Source organism: Actinoplanes sp. L3-i22 (assembly GCF_019704555.1).
GTDB lineage: Bacteria > Actinomycetota > Actinomycetes > Mycobacteriales > Micromonosporaceae > Actinoplanes.
Map to the genome: position 1 here is coordinate 67,407 of NZ_AP024745.1, position 24,867 is coordinate 92,273.

18 protein-coding genes and 1 pseudogene are annotated in these 24,867 nt (G+C 71.3%); 7 read left to right on the top strand and 12 right to left on the bottom strand.

All coding sequences use genetic code 11. The annotated features are described in order from the left end of the window. Nucleotides 1-114: 114 nt before the first annotated feature. Entirely contained in the window at nt 115-393 is a 279-nt protein-coding gene (locus L3i22_RS00320) for a YciI family protein (RefSeq protein WP_221329719.1), read from the top strand. A 12-nt stretch (nt 394-405) separates the two neighbouring features. On the opposite strand, the gene L3i22_RS00325 is transcribed toward L3i22_RS00320, so the two are convergent. Beyond that, nucleotides 406-948 carry a phosphoribosyltransferase gene (locus tag L3i22_RS00325; protein WP_221325013.1) on the bottom strand — a complete coding sequence of 181 codons (543 nt, stop codon included), beginning with the start codon at nt 946-948 and terminating at the stop codon, nt 406-408. Between the two features lie 124 nt (nt 949-1,072). Here L3i22_RS00325 and L3i22_RS00330 point away from each other — a divergent pair, with 124 nt between their 5' ends. The 3 genes from L3i22_RS00330 (at nt 1,073) to L3i22_RS00340 (ending at nt 6,130) form a co-directional block, all read left to right on the top strand. Further along, a complete protein-coding gene (locus L3i22_RS00330; RefSeq protein ID WP_221325014.1) occupies nt 1,073-2,200 on the top strand; it encodes a PP2C family protein-serine/threonine phosphatase in 1,128 nt (375 codons plus the stop codon). Between the two features lie 462 nt (nt 2,201-2,662). Further along, nucleotides 2,663-4,516, top strand: coding sequence for an acyl-CoA dehydrogenase (locus L3i22_RS00335; RefSeq protein WP_221325015.1), 1,854 nt, complete (start codon nt 2,663-2,665; stop codon nt 4,514-4,516). A gap of 165 nt (nt 4,517-4,681) precedes the next feature. Continuing rightward, entirely contained in the window at nt 4,682-6,130 is a 1,449-nt protein-coding gene (locus L3i22_RS00340) for an Ig-like domain-containing protein (protein WP_221325016.1), read from the top strand. 6 nt (nt 6,131-6,136) lie between these two features. Here L3i22_RS00340 and L3i22_RS00345 read toward each other — a convergent pair whose 3' ends face one another. After that, entirely contained in the window at nt 6,137-6,655 is a 519-nt protein-coding gene (locus tag L3i22_RS00345; protein WP_221325017.1) for a histidine phosphatase family protein, read from the bottom strand. 117 nt (nt 6,656-6,772) lie between these two features. Here L3i22_RS00345 and L3i22_RS00350 point away from each other — a divergent pair, with 117 nt between their 5' ends. Next, nucleotides 6,773-7,054, top strand: a complete 282-nt coding sequence (locus L3i22_RS00350) for a DUF6458 family protein (RefSeq protein WP_221329720.1) — start codon at nt 6,773-6,775, stop codon at nt 7,052-7,054. 80 nt (nt 7,055-7,134) lie between these two features. On the opposite strand, the gene L3i22_RS00355 is transcribed toward L3i22_RS00350, so the two are convergent. After that, nucleotides 7,135-7,812, bottom strand: coding sequence for a hemolysin III family protein (locus L3i22_RS00355; RefSeq protein ID WP_221325018.1), 678 nt, complete (start codon nt 7,810-7,812; stop codon nt 7,135-7,137). 88 nt (nt 7,813-7,900) lie between these two features. Here L3i22_RS00355 and L3i22_RS00360 point away from each other — a divergent pair, with 88 nt between their 5' ends. Then, complete coding sequence (locus tag L3i22_RS00360; protein ID WP_221329721.1) at nt 7,901-8,659, top strand: LamB/YcsF family protein; 759 nt, start codon at nt 7,901-7,903, stop codon at nt 8,657-8,659. On the opposite strand, the gene L3i22_RS00365 is transcribed toward L3i22_RS00360, so the two are convergent. The 6 genes and pseudogenes from L3i22_RS00365 to pdhA form a co-directional block, all read right to left on the bottom strand. Continuing rightward, on the bottom strand, nt 8,634-10,421 hold the full coding sequence (locus tag L3i22_RS00365) for an NHL domain-containing thioredoxin family protein (RefSeq protein ID WP_221325019.1): 1,788 nt from the start codon (nt 10,419-10,421) through the stop codon (nt 8,634-8,636). The genes L3i22_RS00360 and L3i22_RS00365 overlap by 26 nt on opposite strands. A gap of 62 nt (nt 10,422-10,483) precedes the next feature. Beyond that, nucleotides 10,484-13,756, bottom strand: coding sequence for a hypothetical protein (locus L3i22_RS00370; protein WP_221325020.1), 3,273 nt, complete (start codon nt 13,754-13,756; stop codon nt 10,484-10,486). 474 nt (nt 13,757-14,230) lie between these two features. Continuing rightward, nucleotides 14,231-14,368, bottom strand: coding sequence for a hypothetical protein (locus tag L3i22_RS00375; protein ID WP_221325021.1), 138 nt, complete (start codon nt 14,366-14,368; stop codon nt 14,231-14,233). A gap of 198 nt (nt 14,369-14,566) precedes the next feature. Continuing rightward, nucleotides 14,567-15,991 carry a dihydrolipoamide acetyltransferase family protein gene (locus tag L3i22_RS00380; protein ID WP_221325022.1) on the bottom strand — a complete coding sequence of 475 codons (1,425 nt, stop codon included), beginning with the start codon at nt 15,989-15,991 and terminating at the stop codon, nt 14,567-14,569. A gap of 5 nt (nt 15,992-15,996) precedes the next feature. Continuing rightward, on the bottom strand, nt 15,997-16,986 hold the full coding sequence (locus tag L3i22_RS00385; protein WP_221329722.1) for an alpha-ketoacid dehydrogenase subunit beta: 990 nt from the start codon (nt 16,984-16,986) through the stop codon (nt 15,997-15,999). Continuing rightward, a pseudogene (gene pdhA, locus L3i22_RS00390) lies at nt 16,983-18,156 on the bottom strand (pyruvate dehydrogenase (acetyl-transferring) E1 component subunit alpha). Before pdhA ends, L3i22_RS00385 begins: the two are co-directional and overlap by 4 nt. A 397-nt stretch (nt 18,157-18,553) precedes the next feature. Between pdhA and L3i22_RS00395 the strand changes: the two are divergent. Next, on the top strand, nt 18,554-19,762 hold the full coding sequence (locus L3i22_RS00395) for a hypothetical protein (protein ID WP_221325024.1): 1,209 nt from the start codon (nt 18,554-18,556) through the stop codon (nt 19,760-19,762). 91 nt (nt 19,763-19,853) lie between these two features. On the opposite strand, the gene L3i22_RS00400 is transcribed toward L3i22_RS00395, so the two are convergent. From L3i22_RS00400 to L3i22_RS00410, 3 genes are read right to left on the bottom strand one after another with little or no spacing between them, the layout of a single operon-like run. After that, entirely contained in the window at nt 19,854-21,059 is a 1,206-nt protein-coding gene (locus tag L3i22_RS00400) for a hypothetical protein (protein ID WP_221325025.1), read from the bottom strand. A 34-nt stretch (nt 21,060-21,093) separates the two neighbouring features. Beyond that, complete coding sequence (locus tag L3i22_RS00405; protein ID WP_221325026.1) at nt 21,094-22,761, bottom strand: GTPase family protein; 1,668 nt, start codon at nt 22,759-22,761, stop codon at nt 21,094-21,096. After that, the gene (locus L3i22_RS00410; protein ID WP_221325027.1) at nt 22,758-24,527 is read right to left on the bottom strand and encodes an ABC transporter; all 1,770 of its coding nucleotides are present in this window, start codon (nt 24,525-24,527) and stop codon (nt 22,758-22,760) included. Before L3i22_RS00410 ends, L3i22_RS00405 begins: the two co-directional genes overlap by 4 nt. Between the last annotated feature and the right edge of the window lie 340 nt (nt 24,528-24,867).

Genomic DNA, 24,867 nt, shown 5'->3' on the forward strand with positions numbered 1-24,867 from the left:
CTCCGCCACCCGGCGCGCGATGTCCCCCGATCGGGTCGCCGCGGATCCCACGCCGGGTTTCCGTCGGCGGGTCGGGTGGCCGGAGCGGAGATCTACGATGACGACGTGTATCTCATGATTTCGACTTACCAGAAGCCGCTCGCCGAGGTCGACCAGGCGCGGGACCAGCACCTCACGTTCCTCGCCGGGCTGGAGGAGCGGGGCCTCGCGGTGACCGCCGGCCGGCAGGACCCGCCGGTGGGCGGGATCATCCTGCTGGACGTGGACACCGAGGCCGAGGCGCAGGAGCTGATCGCCCAGGACCCGTACGTGGTGCAGGGGCTGGCCACCTACGCCGCGATCGGCTGGCAGATCGGCCGTGGCGCGCTCGCCGGCTACCAGCGCAAATACTGAGCACAGAGGACCTCACGGCTCGAGGTCGGCGGCGGTCAGGAGACTGCGGATGGTCAACTCGGCGGTGACCCCGGGCGGGCACTCGTCGACGATCACCGCAGTCCCCAGGTACCGATCGCCGAGCAGCCCACGCAGGCCGCGGGCCTGGGCGCCGGTCGACGCCCAGTCGTCGACGACGAGCACGCGGTCGTCGGGGGCGAGCAGCTCACGCCGTACGCCAAGATGTTGAATCTCTCCTCGATGATCGGCCGGGACCTCGGCCCAGAGCATCGGCTCCGCGATGGCCCGGCGCGCCCCGGCGCGGTACGCCTCCACGAACCCGACGCCGAGCGCCCGCGCCACGAGCGGCCCGAGCAGAAATCCGGTCACTTCGGGTGACACCACGACAGTGGGACGCTCGGCCCGGAAGAAATCGGCGAGCGCCGGGCCCACTCCGTCCAGAATTGCCGGATCCCGCCACCAGCCGGACCGGTCGCTGACCAGATAGTCGGCCGGCGGACCCGGGTCCGTCCAGCGAAAACCCTGGCGGAGACGGTCACGGAGATCGTCGTTCATCGGCACATCGTGTCATCGCCGCGCCGCCTCCCGTGGACCGACCGAATGACCCCGCCACTGACAGGTGGTCAGAACCTCATCGGACAAGGGGTCAAGTTGATGCCCGATGTGACGTGGATCGGGCATGCTGTTCCGCGGAACCATGCCTACCTTCGCGCCGGGCCGCCGCCCGATGAGTTCAGGGAACCGCGCCGGCCTCGGCGCGGCCCTCGTGCTGCTCGTGATCGTGTCCGCGATGGAGTCCACGGACACCACCTCGGCCGCCTACGTCGGCCTGCTCGCGATCGCCCCGATGGTCGCCGCCCTCTTCGCCGCCTGGCAGTACGTGGTCGGCGTCGGCGTGGTCGCCACCGTGCTCGGCGCGGTCTTCGTCGGCCAGGCCGGTGCGGCCGGCCCGAGCGGGATGGTCTATCTGCTCGGCGTGCTGCTGGCGACCGGGATCGCGGTGGGTGCCGCGACGATGCGCCAGCGCCAGACCGAACGGATCGCCGAGCTGCGCCAGCTGGCCTCGGTGGCCCAGCAGGCGGTGCTGCGTCCGATCGGGCCGCAGGTCGGCTCGTTGGCGGTGTCCGGGCGGTACATCTCGGCGACCGCGGCCGCGGACATCGGGGGCGACCTCTACGAGGCGCTGCACACGCCGTACGGCGTCCGGATCATCATCGGTGACGTGCGCGGCAAGGGTCTGGACGCGGTCCGCCTGGCGAGCATCGTGCTGGGTTCCTACCGGCATGTCGCGTTCGAGCGGGCCGACCTGAAGTCGATCGTGGCCGACCTGGACCGGGCCGTCGCCCGCAGCGTCGGCGACGAGGACTTCGTGACCGCGGCCCTGGTCGAGGAGCGTGGCGGCACGCTGACGATCGTCAACTGTGGACATCCGGCGCCCCTGCTGCTCCGCCGTGGCCAGGTCATTCCGCTGGAGCCGCCGGCCCCGGCGCCGCCGCTGGGGTTCATGCCGGAGGTGAAGGCGCGGGTCGAGCGGCTGGAGCCGGGCGACCGTCTGCTGCTCTTCACCGACGGCCTGGGCGAGGCGCGCCGGGACGGCGAGTTCTTCCCGACCGCCGATCGCGCCTGGCGACTGCTGGGCCACGGCACGGTCGGCGACGGGCTGGCGTCCCTGGAGACCGCGCTGGTCGACTGGGTGCACGGGCGCCTGGAGGACGACATCGCGCTGGTCCTGCTGGAGTACGCGGGTCCCGACGCCGGCGCCTCGGTCCCGGTGCCCAGCTGGGAAGTCGGCGCGGCCGGAAGCTGAGCCGGGTCCCCGAGCCGCCGGAAGCTAGGCGGCGGGACTCTCCTCGGGCTCCGCGGGAGCCGGTGCGGTGGGCGAGGACGGCACCGGCGACGGTGCCGGCGGGGCCTGCTCGGGCTGGCGGTGCCGGCCGACGTAATTTCGCGGCTGGTTCGCCTGGCGGGGTTCCGGAATCAGGCTTTTGATCGTGGCGAACATGGTTGTCCCCCTTAAAGCTTGGTCTATCCGGAGCAACGAACCTCGTGGGTGTGCGATACGTGGATCCCGGTTCGAAACCCGCAAATGGCCGAACGGCTGTCCGGGTGACCACCCGATCGGCGACGCCGGTTCCTCGATCCGACGAACACGCCCCCCGAGCAGGTGGGTTGGTCACAGATCGCTGCCCGGGTTGTCGCTGCCTACCGATCAGTAATACAGTGCTAGTTACTGACGGGTAACTCGCGTTCGGAGAGCGGGCCAAACACCATGACTCACTACCAGAGCAACCTTCGGGACCTCCAGTTCAATCTGTTCGAGGTCTTCGGGGCGGACCAGGCCTTCGGCCAGGCGCCGTTCGACGAGATCGACGCGGAGACCGCGCGCGACGTTCTCGCCGAGGTCAACCGGTTGGCCCGCGAGGACCTCGCGGCCAGCTACACCGACGCTGACCGCAACCCGCCGGTGTTCGACCCGGCCACGCACACCGCGCCGCTGCCGGAGTCCTTCAAGAAGTCGTACGAGACCTTCATGGCCTCCGAGTTCTGGCGTCTCGACCTGCCGGGCTCGCTGGGCGGCACGTTCGCCCCGCGCACCCTGTGGTGGGCGCTCGCCGAGCAGATTCTCGGCGCGAACGCCCCGATCTGGATGTACGCGTCCGGCCCCTCCTTCGCCCACGTGGCGCACACCGAGGGCACGGACGAGCAGAAGGAGTGGGCCAAGCTCTTCGTCGAGAAGCAGTGGGGCTCGACGATGGTGCTGACCGAGCCGGACGCCGGCTCGGACGTCGGCGCCGGCCGCACCAAGGCGATCCAGCAGCCGGACGGCTCGTGGCACATCGAGGGCGTCAAGCGCTTCATCACCTCGGGTGAGCACGACCTGACCGACAACATCATCCACTACGTCCTCGCCCGCCCGGTGGGCGTCGAGGGTGTGGGCGGCCCGGGCACCAAGGGCCTGTCGCTGTTCATCGTGCCGAAATACCACTTCGACGGTACGACCGGCGAGCTCGGCGAGCGCAACGGCGTCTACGCCACCAACGTCGAGCACAAGATGGGCCTCAAGGTCTCCAACACCTGCGAGATGACCTTCGGCGAGCACGGCACCCCGGCCAAGGGCTGGCTGCTGGGCGACAAGCACGACGGCATCCGCCAGATGTTCATGATCATTGAGTACGCCCGGATGATGGTCGGCACGAAGGCGATCGCCACCCTCTCCACCGGCTACCTGAACGCGCTGGAGTACGCGAAGAACCGCGTCCAGGGCGCCGACCTGGTCAGCAACGACAAGGCGGCTCCGCGGGTGACCATCACCCACCACCCGGACGTACGTCGTTCGCTGATGCTCCAGAAGTCGTACTCCGAGGCCCTGCGCGCCCTGGTGATCTACACCGCGTCGTGGCAGGACAAGGTCGCGATCGCGGAGGCCGCCGGCGACGAGAAGGCCGCCAAGATCGCGAGCCGGGTCAACGACTTCCTGCTGCCGCTGGTCAAGGGCGTCGGCTCGGAGCGGGCGTACGAGCTGCTCGGCCACGAGTCGCTGCAGACCTTCGGTGGCTCCGGCTTCCTGCAGGACTACCCGCTCGAGCAGTACGTGCGGGACGCGAAGATCGACACCCTGTACGAGGGCACCACCGCGATCCAGAGCCTGGACCTGATCTTCCGCAAGATCGTCAAGGACAACGGCCGCGCGCTCGGCACGATCGCCACCGAGATCCAGGGCTTCATCGAGAGCGAGGCCGGCAACGGCCAGCTCAAGGACGAGCGGCTGGCGCTGGGCAAGGGGCTCGGCGAGCTCCAGCAGATCCTCGGCGTGACGATGGGCTGGCTGGCCGCGGTGCAGAACGGCGAGGCCCGCGAGCTCTACAAGATCGGTCTGACCTCGCGCCGGATCCTGCTCGCCCTCGGCGACGTGGTCCTCGCCTGGCTGCTGCTGCGCCAGGCCGAGGTGGCGCTGAACGCGCTGAACGGCGAGGTCTCCGAGGCCGACAAGAAGTTCTACACCGGCAAGGTGGCGGCGGCCCGCTTCTTCACCCGCGAGATCCTGCCGCGGCTCGGCTCCGACCGCCGGATCATCGAGAACACCACCCTCGACCTGATGGACCTGGACGAGGACGTGTTCTGAGCTAAAAAGCTTTTCCCACTCTCCTGAAAAAGACGTAGGCCGGCGGACAATGGCGTCCGCCGGCCTTCGTTGTTCTCCAGATCTTGACCTAATTGGAGGACGTAACCGTATCGACGTACCGGTAAGATCGTGCTCGATATTTGAGATCATCGAGCGGGGGCTCTGGTGCGCATCATCGCTTCCTGTCTTTCCTCCCTTCTTCTGGTCGGCCTGGCCGCCGGTCCGGCGGTCGCCGCCGAGCCGGTGAGCCCGGTGCCGGCCGCCGCGGCCGCCGAGGTCGCATCGCTGCTGCAGTCCACCGGCCTGACCGCGGGTCAGCTCGTGCCGGCCCGGGGCGTGCTGGTCACGCCGGTCCCGGCCGCCGACGGCGTCGTCGAGCGGGTCGAGTTCGTGATCGACGGTCAAGTGGCCGCCACCGTGACCAACTTCGGCAACGGCGCCGTGCTCAAGCCGCCGGCCGGTTACAACGGCGACCTGACGATCACGGTCAAGGCCTACGACCAGGACGGCAACGTCTCGGAGCAGGTCGTCACGGTGCTCGCGGACACCGTCGCGCCGGTCGCCACGATGCTCACGCCGACCACCGACGGCACGTATGTCACCTCGCCGACGAACGTCGTGGTGACCAGCGCCGACTCGGACATCGACACGATCTTCGGCCAGGACGGGATCACCCTGACGCAGATCGAGGGGACCACCCGCTGGGCCGGCAAGCTCCCGGTCGTCAACGGGACCATCGCCGTCGTGGTCCGGGACCGGGCCGGCAACGACACCACCCTGATCCGCCCGGTGGTCCTCGACAATCAGGGCCCGTTCCCGGCGAACGTCACGCCGGTCAACGGCACCGTGGTCCGCGGCGACTTCGTCACCTCGATCGGGTCCGCCACCGACCCGAGCGGCGTCGAGAAGGTCGAGCTCGCGGTCAACGGCGCGCCCGTCGGCACGGCCACCTCGGCGCCCTACACGATTCCGGTGACCGGGGCGCCGAACGGCTCGGCGCTGCTGGTCTGGACGCTGACCGACACCCTCGGCAACAAGCGGGTCGTGAACGGCGTGGTGAAGGTCGACACCGAGGGCCCGACGGCCACCGGGTACCGGCCGGCGCACAAGGCGCACGTCGGCGCCTCGTTCTACGCGCAGCTGCTCGGCGTGACCGATGTCGTCGGCTTCGCCTCGGTCGAGCTCTCGGTGAACGGGAAGTCGCTCGGGTCGAGTCCCTACGTGGCCTACGCGTTCCCGGTCACGACCGGCGGCGCCAACGGGTACGTCAGCCTGACCTGGAAGGTGACCGACAAGTTCGGCAACTCCCGGATCTACAACCAGCTGGTGATCGCCGACAACACCGGGCCGACCATCACGATCACCAAGGCGCCGGCCAACAAGGCCAAGGTCAAGGGCACCGTGAACGTCTCGCTGAAGGCGACCGACTTCAGCGGCATCAGCCGGGTCGAGATGCTGGTCAACGGCAAGGTCGTCGCGCGGGACACGCACTCCGCCTACCTGCTCTCGGTCAACACCGCGAAGCAGAGCAAAACCATGAAGATCCAGATTCGGGCGTACGACAAAATGGGCAACGTCCGTTACGCCAGCACCCGGACCTGGTACCGGAAGTAGCGGTCCTCAGCCGCGGGCGGTGTGCCGACGTGTCAGGCGCATCGCCTTCGGCTGGGCCTCGGACCAGGCCGCCTCGCTGGTGTGCACGGCGAGCCCGGAGGTCTTCATCTCCATCGCGGCGCCGTCCCACTGCTCGTCCGGGATGAGCAGGGCGGACACTTCGGACATGGTCGGGTTGTGGCCGACGACCAGGATCGTGCGGACCGTCTCCGGCACCGCCCGGAGCAGGTCGAACACCTCGGTCCGGCCGCCGTAGTAGAGCTGGTCCTCGTAGTGCACCTCGGGTGCGCCGTGGCCCGGGCTGCCCTGGGCCAGCGCCACCGACGCGGCCTGCCAGGTCTCCCGGGTGCGCTTGGCCGGCGAGCAGATCACCAGGTCGGGGTGCAGTCGCTCGTCCGCCAGCCAGGCGCCGGCCGCATCAGCGTCCGATGTGCCCCGATCAGTCAGACTCCGGTCGAAGTCGGGTAGTTCGCCGGGAGTCTCCGCTTTGGCGTGGCGTAGCAGGATCAGCGTCCTCAAGGTCATTGGAACAGCTTGCCTGATTGGAACTTCGCGCGTCCGGGTAAGGCCTCGATCGACGTATTCAGGATGGTCGAGCCAGGTTCTCAACCGGATGGCCCGGCCGCTTTCGAGGAGGACCCGATGGGCATCGGCGCAAGTATTTTCCTGCTCGCTCTGGGGGCGATCCTGGCGTTCGCCGTCAACGCGGACATCAGCGGCCTCGACATCAGCGTGATCGGCTGGATTCTGATGGCCGCCGGCCTGATCGGACTGGTCACCACGCTCTGGTTCTGGAACAGCCGCCGGCGCACGGTCGTCACCCGTTCGACAGCCGCCCCGGTCGCTGGGACGGGCTACACCAACGAGTACCGCGAGGTGCGCCAGGACGACGTGCCGCCGCCCCCGCCGCCCGCGTACCGCTGAACTCCGTACCCCTAATTGCTTCAGACAGTGAAATCGGCCCGGCGGCGAACCGCCGGGCCGATTTTCGCGTGCGACCGCCGTCAGGCGTAAAGCGCGAAGTAGATCGCGATGTGATGGCAGATCGCGGCCACCAGCGTGCAGGCGTGGAAGAACTCGTGGTGACCGAAAACGGTCGGCCACGGGTTCGGCCGGCGCAGGGCGTAGAAGACCGCCCCGATCGTGTAGATCGCGCCGCCGACCAGCATCAGGACCAGGCAGGTCACGCCGCCGACGTGCAGCACGTTCGGGATGATGCCGACGGCGACCCAACCGAGGGCGACGTAGAGCGGCGCGCCGGCCCAGCGGGGCAGGTTCGGCCAGATCACCTTGAGCGCGACCCCGCCCACGGCGCCGCCCCAGACCAGGCCGAGCATCAGCTCGGCCATGCCCTTGCTCAGCAGCTGGACGCAGAACGGCGTGTACGTGCCGGCGATGAAGATGAAGATCATCGAGTGATCCATCCGGCGCATGATCTGGTAGCCGCGCTCGCTCCAGACGCGCCGATGGTAGAGCGCGCTGATGCCGAACAGGCCGCACACCGTGATGCTGTAGATCAGGCAGCTGATGAACGGGGCGATGCCCGGCCGGGTCAGCGCGATCGAACAGAGCACGGCGCCGCAGACCAGGGCGACGAAGAACGCGTACTGATGCAACCGGCCGCGGAGTCGCGGCTTGCCGAGGTCGGTCGGCTTCATCCGAAACGGGGCTGAGGTCGTCACGAGATCCAGGTTACGGCACCGTAGGTTACCAGCGGGTAGTGATGCCGCATACGGTTGACCCTGCGGGATGATTTTCTGTGTGACCCCGATTGATCTGAACGCGGACCTCGGCGAGGGCTTCGGCGCCTGGCGACTCGGTGACGACGACGCCCTGCTCGACGTCGTCACCTCGGCGAACGTGGCCTGCGGATTCCACGCCGGCGATCCGTCCACGATGCATCGGGTCTGCCGGGCCGCCGTCGGCAGGGGGGTCGCGATCGGGGCCCAGGTGGGCTATCGGGACCTGGCCGGATTCGGTCGGCGGCGGATCGACTACGAGTTCGGCGAGCTCCGCGACGACGTGCTCTACCAGATCGGGGCCCTTGAGGCGTTCTGCCGGGCGGCCGGCGACCGGGTGCGGTACGTGAAGCCGCACGGCGCCCTCTACAACACCGCGGCCGTCGACCGGGGGCAGGCCGAGGCGGTCGTGGCGGCGGTGCTCGCCTACGACCGGGCGCTTCCGGTGCTCTGCCAGCCCGGGTCGGTGCTGTTCGAGGTGGCCGGGGCGGCCGGGCTCACCGCGGTCGGCGAGGGCTTCGCGGACCGCGGATACCTGCCCGACGGGCGGCTGGTGCCGCGGTCGCGGCCGGACGCGCTGGTGCACGAGCCGGCCGCGGTGGTCGAGCGGGTGACCCGGATGGCCGTCGACGGCGAAGTGGTCGCCGTCGACGGCACGGTGATCGCGGTTCCGGTCCGCTCCATCTGCCTGCACGGGGACACCCCCGGCGCGGTCGAGCTGGCCCGCGCGGTGCGGGCCGGGCTCCCGGTTCCGGTACGGCCGTTCAGCCGTCCAGACCCCGGAGAATGAGCGGCAGACGGTTCGGCGCGGCCGGGTCGACGACGATCGGCACACCCCAGTCCTGCCGGGTCAGGTGACAGGCGCCGTACTCGGCGTCGACGTCGCACGTCGCGGCCTGGGCGACCACCTGCAGCACGCCCTTCGGCACGTCCGGGTTGAGGACCAGCTTGCGGGACAGGTCGGTGGTGGTGCCCTCGCCGTCGAGCAGCAGCTCGGCCGGGGACGCCGAGACGGTCAGCCGCAGCGGCGAGCCGAACTGGCTGTCCAGCTTCTGCCCGGGGGCGGGCGTGAAGATCACGTCGAGCGTGACCTCGCCCGGCGCCAGGTGGGACGGCGGGCGCTCGGTCTTGTGCCGCTCGCCGGCGACCGTTTTCACCACGCCGGGCGCGAGCCGGGTGAGCCGGTGCGCGGCGGACTCGACGACCAGGACGTCGCCGCCGCTCGTGACCAGGATGTCGCTGGGCTCGGCGAGACCGGAGTCCACCGTGGAGACCTCGTTCGACGCCGGGTCGTAGCGCCGGACCGCGCCGTTGTACGTGTCCGCGACCAGCACCGAGCCGTCCGCCAGCGCGGCGACACCGAGCGGGTGCTGGAGCAGCGCCGTGTCGGCCGGGCCGTCCACGTGACCGAAGTCGAACAGGCCCTGACCGACCGCGGTGTGCAGCGCGCCGTCCTCGATCCAGCGCAGGGCCGACGTCTCGCTGTCGGCGATCCAGAGCCGGTGCTCGGTGGCCGACAGGCCGGACGGCTGGGCCATCCAGACGTCGGGCAGCGGGCCGTCGCGCAGCGCCTCGACCGTCGTGCCGGCGTAGACGCCGACCGTGCGCTGGATCGGGTCGAACCACCACAACTGGTGGATGCCGGCCATCGCGATGATGACCTTTCCGTCGAACCAGGCCAGATCCCACGGCGAGGACAGATCGGCGGCCAGCGCGTCGTGCGCGTGATCGTCCACGCTGGACCGCCACGGCCGGCCCGAGCCGGCGACCAGGGTGATCTCGCCGGACGTCAGGTTCAGCCCGCGCAGCTGGTGGTTGACCGTGTCGGCGACGACCACGTCGTAACCGGCCGTCCCGGCCACCGCCGGGGGCAGCAGGACCAGGCCCTGCGGCTCGCTGAACGGCTGATTCCGCTCCTCGCCGCCGAACCGGTGGACCAGGGACTCGCCGTCCGCGGACAGCTCGACGACCGAGTGCCGGGCCGAATCCGAGACCAGCAGGTTCCCGCCGGGCAGCTCGATCGCCTTGCCGGGGAAACGGAGCAGACCGTCCGGCGCGGGGGGCGGAACATACGGCCCGTCGCCGCGGTGCAGCGTGCCGTCCGCCTCGTGCTTGGCGACCAGCTCGTCGATCAGCCGGGACAGGCCCTCGGCGTGACCCTCGCCGGCCATCGAGGCGACCAGATAACCGGTCGGGTCGACCACGGCCAGGGTGGGCCAGGCCTTCGCGGCGTACTGCTGCCAGACGTGCATGTCGCCGTCGTCGAGGACCGGGTGGTGCACGCCGTACCGCTCGACGGCGGCGGCCAGGGCCTTCGGGTCCCGCTCGTGCTCGAACTTCGGGGAGTGCACGCCGATCACGACCAGGGCGTCACCGTACTTCTCCTCCAACGGCCGCAACTCGTCCAGCACGTGCAGACAGTTGATGCAGCAGAAGGTCCAGAAGTCGAGCAGAAGGATCTTGCCCCGCAGGTCGGCCAGAGTGAGGGCCTTCCCACCGGTGTTGAGCCAGCCGCGACCCTTGAGCTCGGGGGCACGCACGCGAGAAGTCATCCGACCATGGTGCCTCAGCGCGATCCTGACCGGCCTGGTGGCCGATCAGGATCACAACATGCTCAGCCGGCCGGCTTGACCAGGCAGTAGACCTTGTCGTCCGCCTGAAGGAACGGCTGCGCCTGGTCGGCGCACTTCTCCTTCGCGTCGACGACCTGCTTGACCTGGTACGCGTCCGACTCGGTGCACGCCACCTTGGACACCTTGGTGCCGTTGCGCACGCAGTCACCCACGGCGTAGCTCTCGCCACCACCGCCGGCGATCAGGTAGACCAGGCCGAAGACGACGGCCAGCAGCAGGGTGGCACCCAGCACCACGGCCAGCGTCACCGGGCCGGTCTTCACCACCGGCTTCGGCGGGGCGGGCGGCTCGTCCGGCTTGAACTGGTCGAACCCGCCCTGCTCGGCCGGGCCCGGCCAACTCGTGGTGTCCTCCGGGCCGGGCGGGGTGACCGTGGCCCGCGCCGCCGGATCGGCGCCGAACGGGTCCGAGGTCGGCACGCCCGGCATCGGGGTCAGGGCCGGGGCCGGAACGTACGGCGAGTTGCCGCGGCCGGACACGTCCGTGGTGTGCTCGTTGAACGGGGCGGTCGGCGGGGCGCCGGTGGTGAAGTCACCCCAGGCCGGGCCGCCCTGCTGCGGCGCGCCGAATGGGGTATTTGCCGGGCCGCCCGGGAACGTCGAGGACGGCGGCGGGAACGTCGGCTCCTCGCCCGGGCCGAACTGCGGCGGGGGCGGGGGGAACGACGGGGCACCGGCCGGCGAGCCGGCGAAGGCGGCCGGCGAACCGGGCGGGGGGAATCCCTGGGACGGGAAACCCTGCTGCGGGAAGCCGGGGGAGGCGGAGCTCGGCGGCGGGAAGCCCGGAGCCGGCGAGCCGGACGCCGGGGTCCCGTAGGCCGTGCCACCCTCGGACGGGATTCCCGACGGAGTGCCGTAAGCCGTGCCACCCTCCGACGGGGTGCCATAGGCCGTGCCGCCCTCGGACGGGGTGCCGTAAGCCGTGCCGCTCTCCGCCGGGGTGCCGTAGGCCGTGCCGCCGCCCTCGGGCGGGGTCACGCGGGCGCTGCCGGACGTCGGGCTGGTCGGGGCGCCGGGCTCGGGCGGGGACACGCGGGCGCTGGCCGAGGCGCGGGCGGTGGCCCGGGCCGGCGACTGCGGCGCCGCTCCGGGGGTTTCGCCCTGCGGCGCCGGGAACGTCCCGAAGCCTTCCTCGCCACGCTGAGAACCCGGGAACGCGCCGAAGCCACCGGAGCCCTCCTCGCCACGCTGCGGCGGCGGGAAGGAATCGCCGGGGGAGCGCTGGGCGAACGGGTTCGTCTGCGCGCCGCTGGGGCCCTGGCTCTGACTCTGACCTTGGTTCTGGCTCTGGTTCTGGCTTTGGCCGAAGCCGTTGCCCTCCTGGCCGAAGCGGGAGCTGCCCTGGCTCGGCTGCTCCGGAGCGAAGCTGTCCTGCGGGTTGAAGCTCTCCTGCGGAGCGAAACTCTCCTGCGAGGTGAAGCTGTCCTGCGGCTGCTCCCCCGGTCGCTCCTGCGGTGCGAAAGGCGACTGCGGTGCGAAAGGCGACTGCGGTGCGAATGACGACTGCGGTGCGATCGGAGACTGCGGCTCAGGCGACCGCTGCGCGAACGGATTCGCCGCCGCCCCGGATTGAGCCGCGAACGGATTCGCCGCCCCGGCGTCCTGCGCATACGGATTCCCAGGCTGGCCGGAGCTCGGCGCGAACGGATTCGCCGCCGCCCCGGAATCCGGCGCGAACGCCTCCGGCATCCGAGCCCCAGGGAACGGAGCCGCGCTGAACTCCTCAGCAGCCGGCGTCTCCGCAGGCTCCTCAGGCGCCGGAGCCGGCCGCCCATACACCCCGGCCCGCGGCGCGGAGGTGGCCGGCGGCGGCAACTCGGCACCGTCGGTAGGCGGGGTGACCAGGCCGGGCACCGAAACGCTCGCGGTCGCCGGACGTGCCGACCCGGAGGCGGGCCGGGCGGTGCCGGCATCCCGCGGCTGCGGAACCGATCCCGAAGCGGGCCCGGAGACCGAGGCCGAGCCGGACGACCCGGGCGCGGAGGTGGACGACTGAGGCATGGAAGCGGTTCCCGGCATCGAGGAGGAGCCGGGCACCGAGGCGGCGCCGGATGACCATGGCGGCGCGCCACCGCCGGAGGACGGGGCGACCGGCGGAACCGACACGGCCCGGACCGACGGCACGGAGGCCGCCCCGGACGGCGAGACCGAAGCCGAACCGGGCGCGGGCAGTGAGCCACCGGAGCCGAGCGCGGCACCGGGCACCCGCTGCGGGAAGCCACCCGGGCCGGCCGGCGGCTCGAAGGCGGGAGCGGAGGACGGGGCGGACGCGGGCTCGCCGAACGAGGGCGGCATGTTCCGCGGCGTGGACGCACCGAACGGGGTGGCCGACGACGACTCACCGAACGGCGACGGCAGCTCGGACGCCTGGGCGGGCGTGCCGTAGGACGCCGGCGCCCCGTACGTCGACGGAGTCCCGGTCGGCGGCGCGGCATACCCCGACGTACTGCGGATCGGCAGGTCGAGGTTGGGTCCGGAGCCGTTCGGCTCGTCGGCCGCGGCCGGTCCGGCCGGCGCCCGCAGCGGGAATCCGCCGCTGTCGCCCTGCCGGGTCGGGAACGTGTTGGCGGCCGGCGCCGGCTGCGCCTGCTGTTGCGGCTGCTGCTTCGGCGCCGGCTCGGCGGCCGGGCGGGCGGCGTTGCCGAGCCAGCTGTTCTCGGCCGGGCCGGTCAGGCCGGGACGGCCGGAGGCATCCGGAAGATCGGTGAGGGTGGCACCGGGGACGCGCGCCTTCTGCTCGCCGAACGCGGAGAAGGTCGACTGGTCGGCCGCGGCCGCGGAGGCACCCGGAGTCCGGGTGGGCAGGCCACTGCTGGTGGTCGGCGGCGGGAATCCCGGCGCATCCCCCGAAGACGACGGCGGAAAAGCATCCCCCGAAGGCGGCGGAAAGGCATCGCCCGAGGACGGCGGCGGAAAACCCGAAGGCGGCGGCGGGAAGCCGGACGCGCCCGAGGAGGAAGACTGCGGCACGGAGGCGGACGCCCGCCCCGGCGGCGTGAACCCGGCCGGCCCGAACGGCCCGGCCGACCCGAAGTCCGGCTGCTGCGGCTCACCGGCGGGTGCCGGCGGCGCCCACGCGGACTGCGGCTGCTGCGATCCATACGTCGAACCCGGCGAGACCGAACCGTAGGGCGAGGCCTGCGGAGTGACCGAGCCGTACGGCGAAGCCTCTTCCGGCTCCGGCGCGCGCGCCGATCCATACGGTGTACCGCCCGGGCTGGAGCCCGAGCCGAAGGTGGAGACCGCCGGAACCACGAACGGTGACCCCCCGCCCGGCGCCGTCTGCGGCGGCGGACCGTACGACGTGGGGGTGCCCTCGGTCGGAGGCGGCGCCGATGCCCGGCCCGACACTCGCTGACCGTCGGATTCGGGTCCGCCCGACGCGGCCTCGGCCGGCTGACCGGCGTGCTGCCCCTCGGACGTCATACGCGCCTCCTCATCAATGCGGCCGTGCCAGCTTTGCACGGACGCGACCCCTCGGCGACCATCCGCCGCGGGTCGTGCCAGCTACTCAGGCCTGGCCGTGCTGGGGCGCCGAAGAGAGCCCCGGTTCCCACTCCGACCGGCCGTGCCGGGTCGGGAACCAGTGCCCAACCGTACCGGGCGTTCGCGACGGAGAAAATCCCGGTGTACGCCACAGAGGGAATGCCACGCGGGGTGTCCGTCCGGTCGCCGATACGAAACAGCCCGCCCGGATGATGCGGGCGGGCCGGTTGGTGAGCGCTCTGCCTAGAAGGGCTGACGCTGGGCGAGGAAGGCGATCTCGTCGCGCATGGCCTGGGTCGGAGCGGCCTGCATGGCGCGGTCGATGGCGCGGTGCTGGCGGTTGATCTGGCGGCGGCGACGGATGCGGTCGATCACGTTCACGGTATTGCTCGTTTCCCCGGTGGTGGCCGGTATCTCGATGTGCCACCTTCGGGCCGCTTGTGGCGGACACCCTCGGCGCGCATCTCTGCTGTGCCTTAAGTGTCCGCCGCAAGGGTGGACCTTGCCAACTATTTAGATGGTGATCCCGGTCATCTGCCTAAGAATCTAAAGTCTGTCGGGTAGATGACCTTCAGGTAATCAGGTCCAGGCCAGCAGGGCCGCTTCCGGGTCGGTCAGGAACTCACCGATGTCCCGGAGGAACTTGGAACCCAGCTCGCCGTCGATGATCCGGTGATCGAAGGAGAGCCCGAGCGTGGTGACCTGGCGCACCTTGATCTTGCCGTTGTGCACCCACGGGGTCGGCCGGATCGCACCGAACGCCAGGATCGCCGACTCGCCCGGGGGCAGGATCGGGGTCCCGGTGTCGATCCCGAACACGCCCACGTTGGTGATCGAGAGCGTGCCGTGCGCCATGTCCGACGGCGGCGTCTTGCCCGATCGCGCGACGCGGATCAGCTCGTTGAGAGCTTCGGCGAGCTCCCGCAGACTGAGACGACCGGCGTCCTTGACGTTCGGCACGATCAGCCCGCGCTCGGTCGCCGCGGCGATCCCGAGGTTCACGTACTCCTTGACCACGATCTCGTTGGTCGACGCGGACCAGGACGAGTTGACCATCGGGTGCCGCCCGACCGCGAGCAGCACCGCCTTGGCCACCAGCAGCAGCGGGGAGACGCGCAGGTCGGCGAAGTCCCGCCGGGCCTTCAGCTTCTCCAGCGCCTTCATGCTCCGGGTGACGTCGACGGTGAGGAACTCGGTGACGTGCGGCGCGGTGAACGCCGAGGCCACCATGTTCTCGGCGGTGAGTTTGCGCACCCCCTTGACCGGGATGCGCTGCTCACGGGCCGCGTCGAAGACCGCGACGGGTCGAGCTGCCGGGATTGCCGCCGGCTTCGCGACGCCTTCGGCGGCCTGGTGTACGTCATCCCGGGTCACCGACCCCAGCGGCCCACTCCCCGGAATCGTGGCGAGGTCCACACCCAGGTCCCGTGCGAGCTTCCGCACCGGCGGCTTGGCCAGCACCGGCCCACTGCGAGCCGGCACGGCAGTCGCCGCCGGCGCAACAGCGGGTGCGGCCGGAGCAACAGCCTGGGCCGCCGGGGGGACGACCGAGACCGGCGCCGCCGCGGCACTGACCCGCGGCCGCCGCTTCACGCTTGCTTCCCGGACCCCGTAGCCGACCAGCACCGGAGTGCGGCCGACGCCGGGCGCCGCGGGTGCCGGGCTGCCGACCATGCCGGGCTCGACCGCGCCCTCCTTCGGCGCGATCTGGACCGCGGCCAGCGACTCGGCCGACGGCTCCGGCAGGTCGCCGGCGCCCGGGTCGGTGTCGATCGAGATGATCGGCCGGCCCACCTCGACGGTGGTGCCCGCCTCGTGGAAGATCCGGGTCACGACGCCGGCCCACTTCGCCGGGATCTCCACGGCCGCCTTCGCCGTCTCGACCTCGACGATCGGCTGGTTCAGCTCGATCGTGTCGCCGACCTTGACCAGCCAGGCGAGGATCTCGCCCTCGGTCAGGCCCTCGCCCAGGTCGGGCAGGTTGAATTCCTTTATCCGCGACATCGGGGTCACCAGCCGAAGGAACGGTCGACGGCGTCCAGCAGCCGGTCCAGGTCGGGCAGGTACTCCTCCTCGGAGCGGGCGGCCGGGTACGGAATGTCGTACCCCGTCACGCGCAGCACCGGAGCCTCGAGCGAGTAGAAGCACTCCTCGCTGATCCGGGCCGCGAGCTCGCCGCCCAGGCCGCCGCTGCCGGGCGCCTCGTGCACGACGACCGCGCGGCCGGTCCGCTTGACCGACTCGAAGATGACCGGGTAGTCCACCGGCGAGAGCGTGCGCAGGTCGATGACCTCCAGGCTGCGCCCGTCCTCCGCCGCGGCGGCCGCGGCGTCCAGCGCGACGCGCACCATCGGCCCGTACGCCAAAATTGTCGCGTCGGACCCGGGCCGCGCCACCCTGGCCGAGTGCAGCGGATAGGCGCCGGCCAGCGAGGCGTCGAGCTCGACCTCGCCCTTCTCCCAGTAGCGCCGCTTCGGCTCGAAGAAGACCACCGGGTCGTCGGACGCGATCGCCTGCTGGATCATCGTGTACGCGTCGGCCGGGTTCGAGCAGCTCACGACCTTGAGGCCGGGGGTGTGCGCGAAGTACGCCTCGGGGGACTCGGAGTGGTGCTCGACCGCGCCGATGCCACCGCCGAACGGGATCCGGATGACCATCGGCACCCGGACCTTGCCCTTGGAGCGGTAGAACATCTTCGCCACCTGGGCGACGATCTGGTTGTAAGCGGGGAAGACGAACCCGTCGAACTGGATCTCGCAGACCGGGCGGTAACCCCGGATGGCCAGGCCGACCGCGGTCCCGACGATGCCGGCCTCGGCCAGCGGGGTGTCGATGACCCGGTCCTCGCCGAAGTCCTTCTGCAGGCCGTCGGTGATCCGGAAGACGCCGCCGAGCTTGCCGACGTCCTCACCCATGATCACGACCTTTGGGTCGCTCTCCAGCGAGCGGCGCAGGCCGTGGTTGAGGGCCTTGCCCAGGGTGATCGTCTCGGCCATCAGTGCCCACTCCCCTCGAACGTCGCGTGGTACTCGGTGAACGCCTTGCGCTGCTCATCGAGGTCCGGCGAGCCGTTCGGATAGACGTGGTCGAACATGGTGACCGGTTGTGGATCCGGCATCGCCAGCACCCGCTCGCGCAGGTCCAGGGCGAGCGTGCGGGCGGTCTCGTCGACCTCGGCGAAGAAGTCGTCGCCGGCCAGCTTCTGCTTGGTCAGGAACGCCTTGACCCGGGAGATCGGGTCCTTCGCCTTCCACGACTCGACCTCGGAGGCGATCCGGTAGCGGGTCGGGTCGTCCGAGCTGGTGTGCGCGCCCATCCGGTACGTGTAGGCCTCGATCAGGGTCGGGCCCTGGCCGGTCCGGGCGTTGTCCAGCGCGGCACGGGTCACCGCGTAGCTGGCCAGCACGTCGTTGCCGTCGATCCGGATGCCGGGGAAGCCGTAGCCGGCCGCCCGCCGGTACAGCGGGATCCGGGTCTGGCGCTCCAGCGGCTCGGAGATCGCGTACTGGTTGTTCTGGCAGAAGAAGACCATCGGGGCGTTGAACACCCCGGCCCACACGAAGGCCTCGTTGACCTCGCCCTGGCTGGTCGCGCCGTCGCCGAAGTAGGCGATCACGGCCTCGCCGTCCGCACTGCCGGTCTTGCCGTCCATGGTGATGCCCATGGCGTAACCGGTCGCGTGCAGCGTCTGCGAGCCGATCACGATGGTGTAGCTGTTGAACTTGTGCTCGTTCGCGTCCCAGCCACCCTGGTCGACGCCCCGGAACAGGCCGAACGGCATGATCGGGTCGATCCCGCGGCAGTACAGCACGCCGTGCTCACGGTAGGTGGGGAACGCCATGTCCTGAGCGCGCAGCGCCCGGCCGGAGCCGACCTGCGCGGCTTCCTGACCCAGCAGACTGGCCCAGAGTCCCAACTCGCCCTGCCGTTGCAGGGCGGTCGCCTCGGCGTCGAGCCGGCGCACGGTCACCAGATCGCGGTAGAGACCGCGGTACTCGTCGTCGGTGAAGTCGACCGAGTACGTGGTGCCGTCCGCCGTGGTGACGCTGCCGAGGTGCTCACCGTCGGGCGTGAGCAACTGGACGAAGCCGCCGGCCGGAGCGTCACTGCCCCCGGACGAGGGGGGTGCCGCTACGGCTTTGCCTTTCGCCATCCGTGTCTCCCTGTATCTCTCTGCGCCCGCGGCGGGTGTCGCCCGGCCAACGAGGCGGAACCACATGGGGTTGCCGTGCGTGTGCCGGGTGAGGCTGCCGCGCGGCGTTCCGGCTGGGACTGCGCCCCTACCGGGACGGCCCGCCGTGCCCCGCTGGTCGGCGGAAGGCGACGGCGGCGGTGCCGTCGCCCCCATCCTGACAGAGGGAGTGAGTGACGTTACAGAGTGCGTGGATCACGAATAGAGATTTTCTGTTGACGTATCGTTAAGGGTATTTGTCCGCTTTAGACCTTTTTGTACGGTCACTACCGTACGAATGGCCCGACTTCGCCGCTGCCGAACGGCCGACGGGTCGTTCACCCCTTTGACCGAGACGGATCTAGGTTGATCTTTGGTTCGAAAGGGACACCCGCGTGCCGCACCGACCCGACGACGACGGCTACGAGCCGCCCCTGAAGGTGCTCAGGAAGCGGTTCAACGGGGTATACCGCGAGGACCACGGGCTGTCCGGCCCGACCCGGCGGTACCTGATGCTGGTCGCCATGCTGGTCGCGCTCGCCTCGGTGCCGACCCTCGCGGTGATCACCGCGGGGACCCGGGAAATCTCCGGGAACGACCGCAGTGGCGCGCTGGACGCACCCTTCCTGCCGCCGCCGATGACCGGTCCGGTGCGACCTTCACCCCCAACCCAAAACCATTCGGCGTACGACCATCCGGGGCGCCCGCCGTCCGTTTCCGTCCAGCCGTCGACGGCTCCCCCCGGCGTGTCGCCCCCCGTCCGGACGGCCGATCCGGTCCCCACGGTGCCGGGCCTGCCGGAGGTTCCGGCCGATGAGCCGCCCGTTTTGTCGGCTAAGCGACGTTCAAATCCGGCCGACGGCGGCATGCGGCGTCCGAAGCCGGTCGCCACGTTCCCGACGATCCCGAATCTGCCCGCGGTTCCGGACGACGACTGGCAGATCCCGGTGGGTCGCCGGGCGTTCCCGGATTCTTCAGATGACGGCGATTCCGGTGACGGCGACTCCGGTTCCTGGCGCGACGACCCGTCCGCGGACGAGGACGCCGACGACTCGACCGATCCGGACGCGGCCGACGAACAACCGGCCGACGAACAGTCGGCCGACGAAGAACCGGCCGATCAGGACCAGGACGACGAAGACCAGGCCGACGAGGCCGACGAGCACGACCACTCCCCGCACCACGAGTGCGAGGTCGCCTTCCGTTCCACCGTCTCCGACCGGCCCCGAGTCGGTCCCGCTTCAGCCGGAGGTCAGCACGTGACCGAACGCCCGCAGAACGTCAACGCCGCCCGGATCCTCGACTACGACTACCCGACCGGCCGCAACGTCCGCCGGTCGATGGCGCAGCCCTACTCCGAGGAGGGCGGCCGGAACACCAACCGTCCGTACCGCGGCCACCACCGCGCCGAGCACACCCTGCACGACGAGAACGGCCCGGCCCGCCGCCGCAGCTCCCGCGTAGGCCGGCACCACGCCGGGTCGGATGCCGCGGTGCCGCTGGCGGCCGACGTGGAGAGCGCCGGCACCGACGCCTCGCTGGCCGTCTCCGAGGCGCCCGACTTCGGCGGTCGCAACGCGCGATGGCCGAGGGACGGCCGCTGACCCGCGTTCTGGGTCTGTCCCGCCGCGCGGTCGCGTGGGCGGGGCGCTCCGGATCTGCCCCGCCGCGCGGTCGCGTAGTGCGGGGCAGGCCCTATTCGTCGCCGAGGCGGTCGCTGTTGGCCTCGAGCCAGGCGTCGATCGCGTCCGAGTCGTTCGGGTCGACGCCCTCGGCGATCAGCTGCGCCACCGCCGCGGTCGCCGGGCTGCGCCGCTCACCGGTGGAGTAGAGCCGGACGAACTCCGGCACCAGCTTCTCCACCTCCTCCGCGGTCTCGGCGATCGCGGCCGCGGGCAGCCCGCGCCGCCAGGTCGCGTACGCCGACCAGGCGCGCACCACCTGCGGCAGCATCGCCGCGTCGTCGATGTCCAGCACCGCGCGGCGATGCACCCAGTCCAGCAGGAACAGTCCGGCGATGGCCGGGCTCCAGCGCAGCGGATCGCCGCCCGGCAGGGTCGCCGCGTGGTCGAAGAGCAGGCCCAGGCAGAACTGCAGGGACGGCTGGTCGGTGTCCGGCCCGGCCAGCCCGGCGCGCGCCGCCTCGGGCGAGGCCAGGAAGTCCCGGAGCAGCTCGGCGGCGTTCGCCCCGCCGGGCTCGTCGAGCGGCGGCGTGGTCGCCGCGGGCAGCAGCGCCAGCCGGGACGCGGCCAGCGCGCGGTCGGTGGAGAGCGACCCGTCGGCCGGCAGCTCGCCGAGGTCGTCGGTGATCCGCAGATGCCGGTCCACCTCGTCGCGCAGGCGGCCCGGGTCCTCGTCGCGGAACCAGGTCAGCTCGTCGCTCTCGCAGACCGTCCGCACCTGGGTGAGGACGTGGTCGGCGGCGGCCGAGACGAACATGTCCTTGACGATGCCGATGTTGTGGTCGACCAGGGTCACCACGGCGTGGTCGGGACCGCCGTCGGCGCTGTCCTCGTACGCGTACGTCACCAGGTACGACGTCTGATCGCCGTACACATCGCCGTAGGCATAGCAGCCGGTCGGCCGGACCCGCCCCAGCTGCCCGGCCCACGACGGACCGTGCTTGTCGTGCTCGATCCGGTCGGCACCGGCCGCGTCCGGCACGAGCGTGGCGAAGACCTCGCGAATGGTCGAGGCGGCCGGCTCGGGGCTGTGGTCGGTGGCGGTCAGGAAATCACCGACGAAGTCGCGGACGGCCAGGGCGCGGTTCTCCGGGGCGATCGAGTAGACGCTGCCGAGCAGCGCCGTCCCGAGCATCTCGGCGTCCAGCGCGCAGTCCAGCTTGATCACGTCGCGGGCCGCGTGCAGCACCGCCTCGTACACGCTGTGGGGTGCCGACATGCCGCGAGCCTACCGCCCGCGGCATGTTCGTGAACTATTCCGTACGCACCATGCCGAGCGCCTCACGTGCCTGGGCGTACGCGTTGAGCACCTCACGCACCGGCGCCACCACGTATCCGCGGCCGACATCGGTGACCGCGGCCCGCAGCTTCTGCTCGGCCCGTCGCCGCGCCCGTCGCCCACCCGCCTCGACCAGCGGCTTCAGCAGCAGCCAGAGCAGCAGGCCGAGACCCAGGCCACCGAGCAGCAGCAGGGTCGCCAGCGGCACCGAGCCGACCTCGGGGTCACCGATCTCGGGCAGGCCGAGGGCGGTCAGCGCGTACCCCAGCACCAGCCAGAGCAGGCCGGCCGCGGCCGCGGCGAGCAGCACCCACTGCAGCCCGCCGGCCACCCGCCACCAGGCCGGATGCCGCTCGGCGCCCAGCTCGGTGGTGGCGATCGCCCGGTCCAGCGCGTCCGGCAGATCGCCGGCCCTGGATCGGGCGGCGGCGTTCAGCGCCGGGGCCCAGATCTCCGGCAGCGGCGCCGCGGCGCGCGCGGCGACCGCGCGGACCGACAGGCCGACCGCCGACTTCTGCGCCGCGTCGGCTTCCGGCAGCGACGTCCGGGGTACGACGTCGGTCGACACCCCGTCGGTCGCCGGCTTGTCCGCGAGGTGCAGCCGGCGCAGCGGGTCCGGCCGCAGCCGGCGCAGCCCCCGGACCAGCGGCCAGCCGGTCGCCGCCGCGGCGTGCTGCCGGTAGGCGGAGGCCGCCGCGTCGGCGACCGCGGGCACCCCGGCGGACGCCGCGAGCGCGTCGGTCAGCTGCCGCACGGTCGCCCGGTCCACCTCGTCCTCGGCGGCCGGCGGGCCCATCATCTCGGCCAGTTCCTCGCCGGCCACGTCCAGGTCGGCGTCGAGCCGGCGCAGCGCGGCCTGCCGTTCGGCGACCGTCGACTCCAGCGCGTCCCGCAGGTCGCGCAGCATGCCGGGCTGCTTCGCCGAGGAGGCCAGCACCGGCGCGCCGGTCAGCCCGTCGTCCTCCAGCAGCCGCCGCAGGTCGGTCAGCACCGCCTCGGTGTCCGACTCGCTCAGCCGGTCGGCCTGGTTCAGCGCCACGATGGTGACCCCGGCGTGCGTGCTGAACTGCGAGAGATAGGCCTGGTGCAGGATCCGGTCGCCGTACTTCTGCGGGTCGACCACCCAGACGATCTGGTCGACCAGCCCGAGCAGCCGGTCCACCTCGAGCTGGTGGGCCTGCTCGATCGAGTCGAAGTCGGGCAGGTCGAGCAGGACCAGCCCGCGCAGCGAGGCCTCGTCGTCACCGTCCAGCGCGCTCTCCCGGACGAAGCGCTGCCGGGGCAGCACGCCGACCCAGTCCAGCAGCCGGTTGGCCGGCTCCAGCGGGCCCCAGACCACGGCGTGCGCGGTGCCGGTGGTCGGCCGGCGCACGCCGACCGGCGACAGCTTGAACCGCGCCAGCGCGTTGAACAGGCTGGACTTGCCGCTGCCGGTGCTGCCGGCCAGCGCCACCACGGTGTGGTCCAGGGACAGCGTCAGCCGCCCGCTGGCCCGTTCCACCACGGTGTGCGCGTTGACCAGCTCACCGTCCGGCAGGTACGGATCGACCAGCCGCAGGAACCGGGACAGCGCCTCCAGACGTTTCGCCAGGCTCTCGGCGTCCACCCGATCGGTGTCACGCACCTTTTCCACCAGACTCATGACCCCGATCCGGTCAACGCGATGTCCTTCCTGGCGCTCTCCACCTCGGCGGCGGCTCGGCGCAACAGTGTGCCGGGTTCGGCCTCGAGCCGCACGGCCGCGGTCCGTTTCGCGTAGCGCGCGGCCTCGGCGTCGAGCAGTTCGTCGAAACGGGCGACCAGCTCGGTGCGGGCCCGCGCGGCAAGAGTACGGATCGCCTGGTCCCCGAAGACCGCCTCGAGCACTTTCTGCGCGGCGACCGTGGTGCCGGCGCCGACCGCGACCTCCAGGCCGGTCGGGATGAACGCGGTCGCGGTGAACACGGCGATCATCACGGCCAGGCCGGCGCCGTTCACCGCGTACGCCGTGCCGCGGGCGACCGAGCGCTTGTCGCCGCTCTCCCGCCGGACCAGGTCGAGCACCCACTTCTGCCAGTCGCGGACCATCCGGTCGGCGCGCTCGGGCAGGCCGGGCGAGGCCGACTTCAGCTCGGGGAGCAGCAGCGCCGCCCCGGCCGGGTGCTGCTGCCAGGACGCCCAGGCCTGTTCGGCGGCGTCCGCCGCGACCCCGCGCAGCAGCGTGACCAGCTGGGACTCCAGCGCGATCTGCAGGTTGCGGCTGGGCTCGGGGCGGCCGGTGACCGCCGCGATGAACTTGTCGCGGATGGCGCCGACCCGGGACTCCAGGGCCCGGATGAACTCGCCGGTGCCGACGAACTCCTGCCAGCGGGCCAGCACCTCGCCGCGGAGCAGCCGGCCGTCCTGCAGGCCGTCCCGGACGGTCTGCTTGGCCGCCCGGTACGCCGCCTCGACCCGCTCGTCCAGCGCCTGGGCCGCGCGGGTCTGGTCCTCGGCCGCCTCGGCCAGGCCGGCCACCACCGGGACCAGGGCGGCCAGCGCCCCGTTGAGGGTCTGCCGGGCCACCGCGTCCCGGGCCTGCGGGTCCGCCGAGAGCTGGGCGAACCACTGCCGCATCGGCTGGATCACCGGGGCCGGCAGCATGCCGCGGGCGTCCAGCTCGCTCTCCGGCAGCACGAACAGCGGGGCCGCGCCGAGGTCGTGCTCGGTCAGCATCTCGCCCAGGTGCGTGGAGATCTCGGCGGCCGCGTCCAGCGGCACCCGGTCCAGCACCAGGGCGATCACCGTGCCGCGCAGACGGGCGGTCTTGAGCAGCTCCCAGGGCACCGCGTCGGCGTACCGCGCCGCGGTGGTGACGAACAGCCACAGGTCGGCCGCGGCCAGCAGCTGGGCGGCGAGCTTGCGGTTGTGGTCGACCACCGAGTCCACGTCCGGCGCGTCCAGCAGGGCCAGGCCGGGGCCGATGCCGCGGGCCCCGACGATCTGCAGCGAGTTCGGATCGTCACTGGTCTTGACCGTGCGGATCAGCCCGGGCAGCAGATGTGGCTGCTCGAACCAGCCGAGATTTTCCGGGTGCGCGACCAGCACCGGCGAGCGGGTGGTCGGCCGCAGCACGCCGGACGTCGTCACCGGCTCCTGGATCAGGCTGTTGACCAGCGTCGACTTGCCGGCGCCGGTGGACCCGCCGACCACCACGAGCAGTGGCGCGTCGAGCCGGGACAGGCGGGGGATCAGATAGTCGTCGAGTTGGGCGAGGAGGGCGGATCCGACGCGCCTGGCCTCGTCGGCGGAGGGCAGCACCAACGGGTACGAAACCGTGCCGAGTGCGGTGTGCAGCCGGTTCAGTGCCGCCGCGAGCCTGCCCACGGCGGGTGGGGGTGCGACCGATGCGGTGGTGATGCCGTTCTCCTTGTTCGCGGGACGGGCCAAGCCGGACCCCGTACGATCAGCAATGTCTGCTCGTGTCGGGCCGAAGCCTACGGCAGATGTGCTGACCTGGTCTTTCTTGCTTGCTTCAGCGGGGACAGGGGCCGAGGCCTCCTGCTCGACCGCCTCTCCGTGCGTCGTCACGGATAAAGCGTGCACGATCTATCCAGGTCGGGCAACGGGTACCGGTATGCCGTGACCGGACAGGTACAGAGGTGTTTGCGCTCGGTACGGGCCTTCAGCGCTCGACTTGCGTCACTCCGACTCAACTTCGATTTGACGGTTGGCGAACCCGTGGCATCATTGAGTCGGTTCCACTCAACCCTGTACGGACTCACGCTCG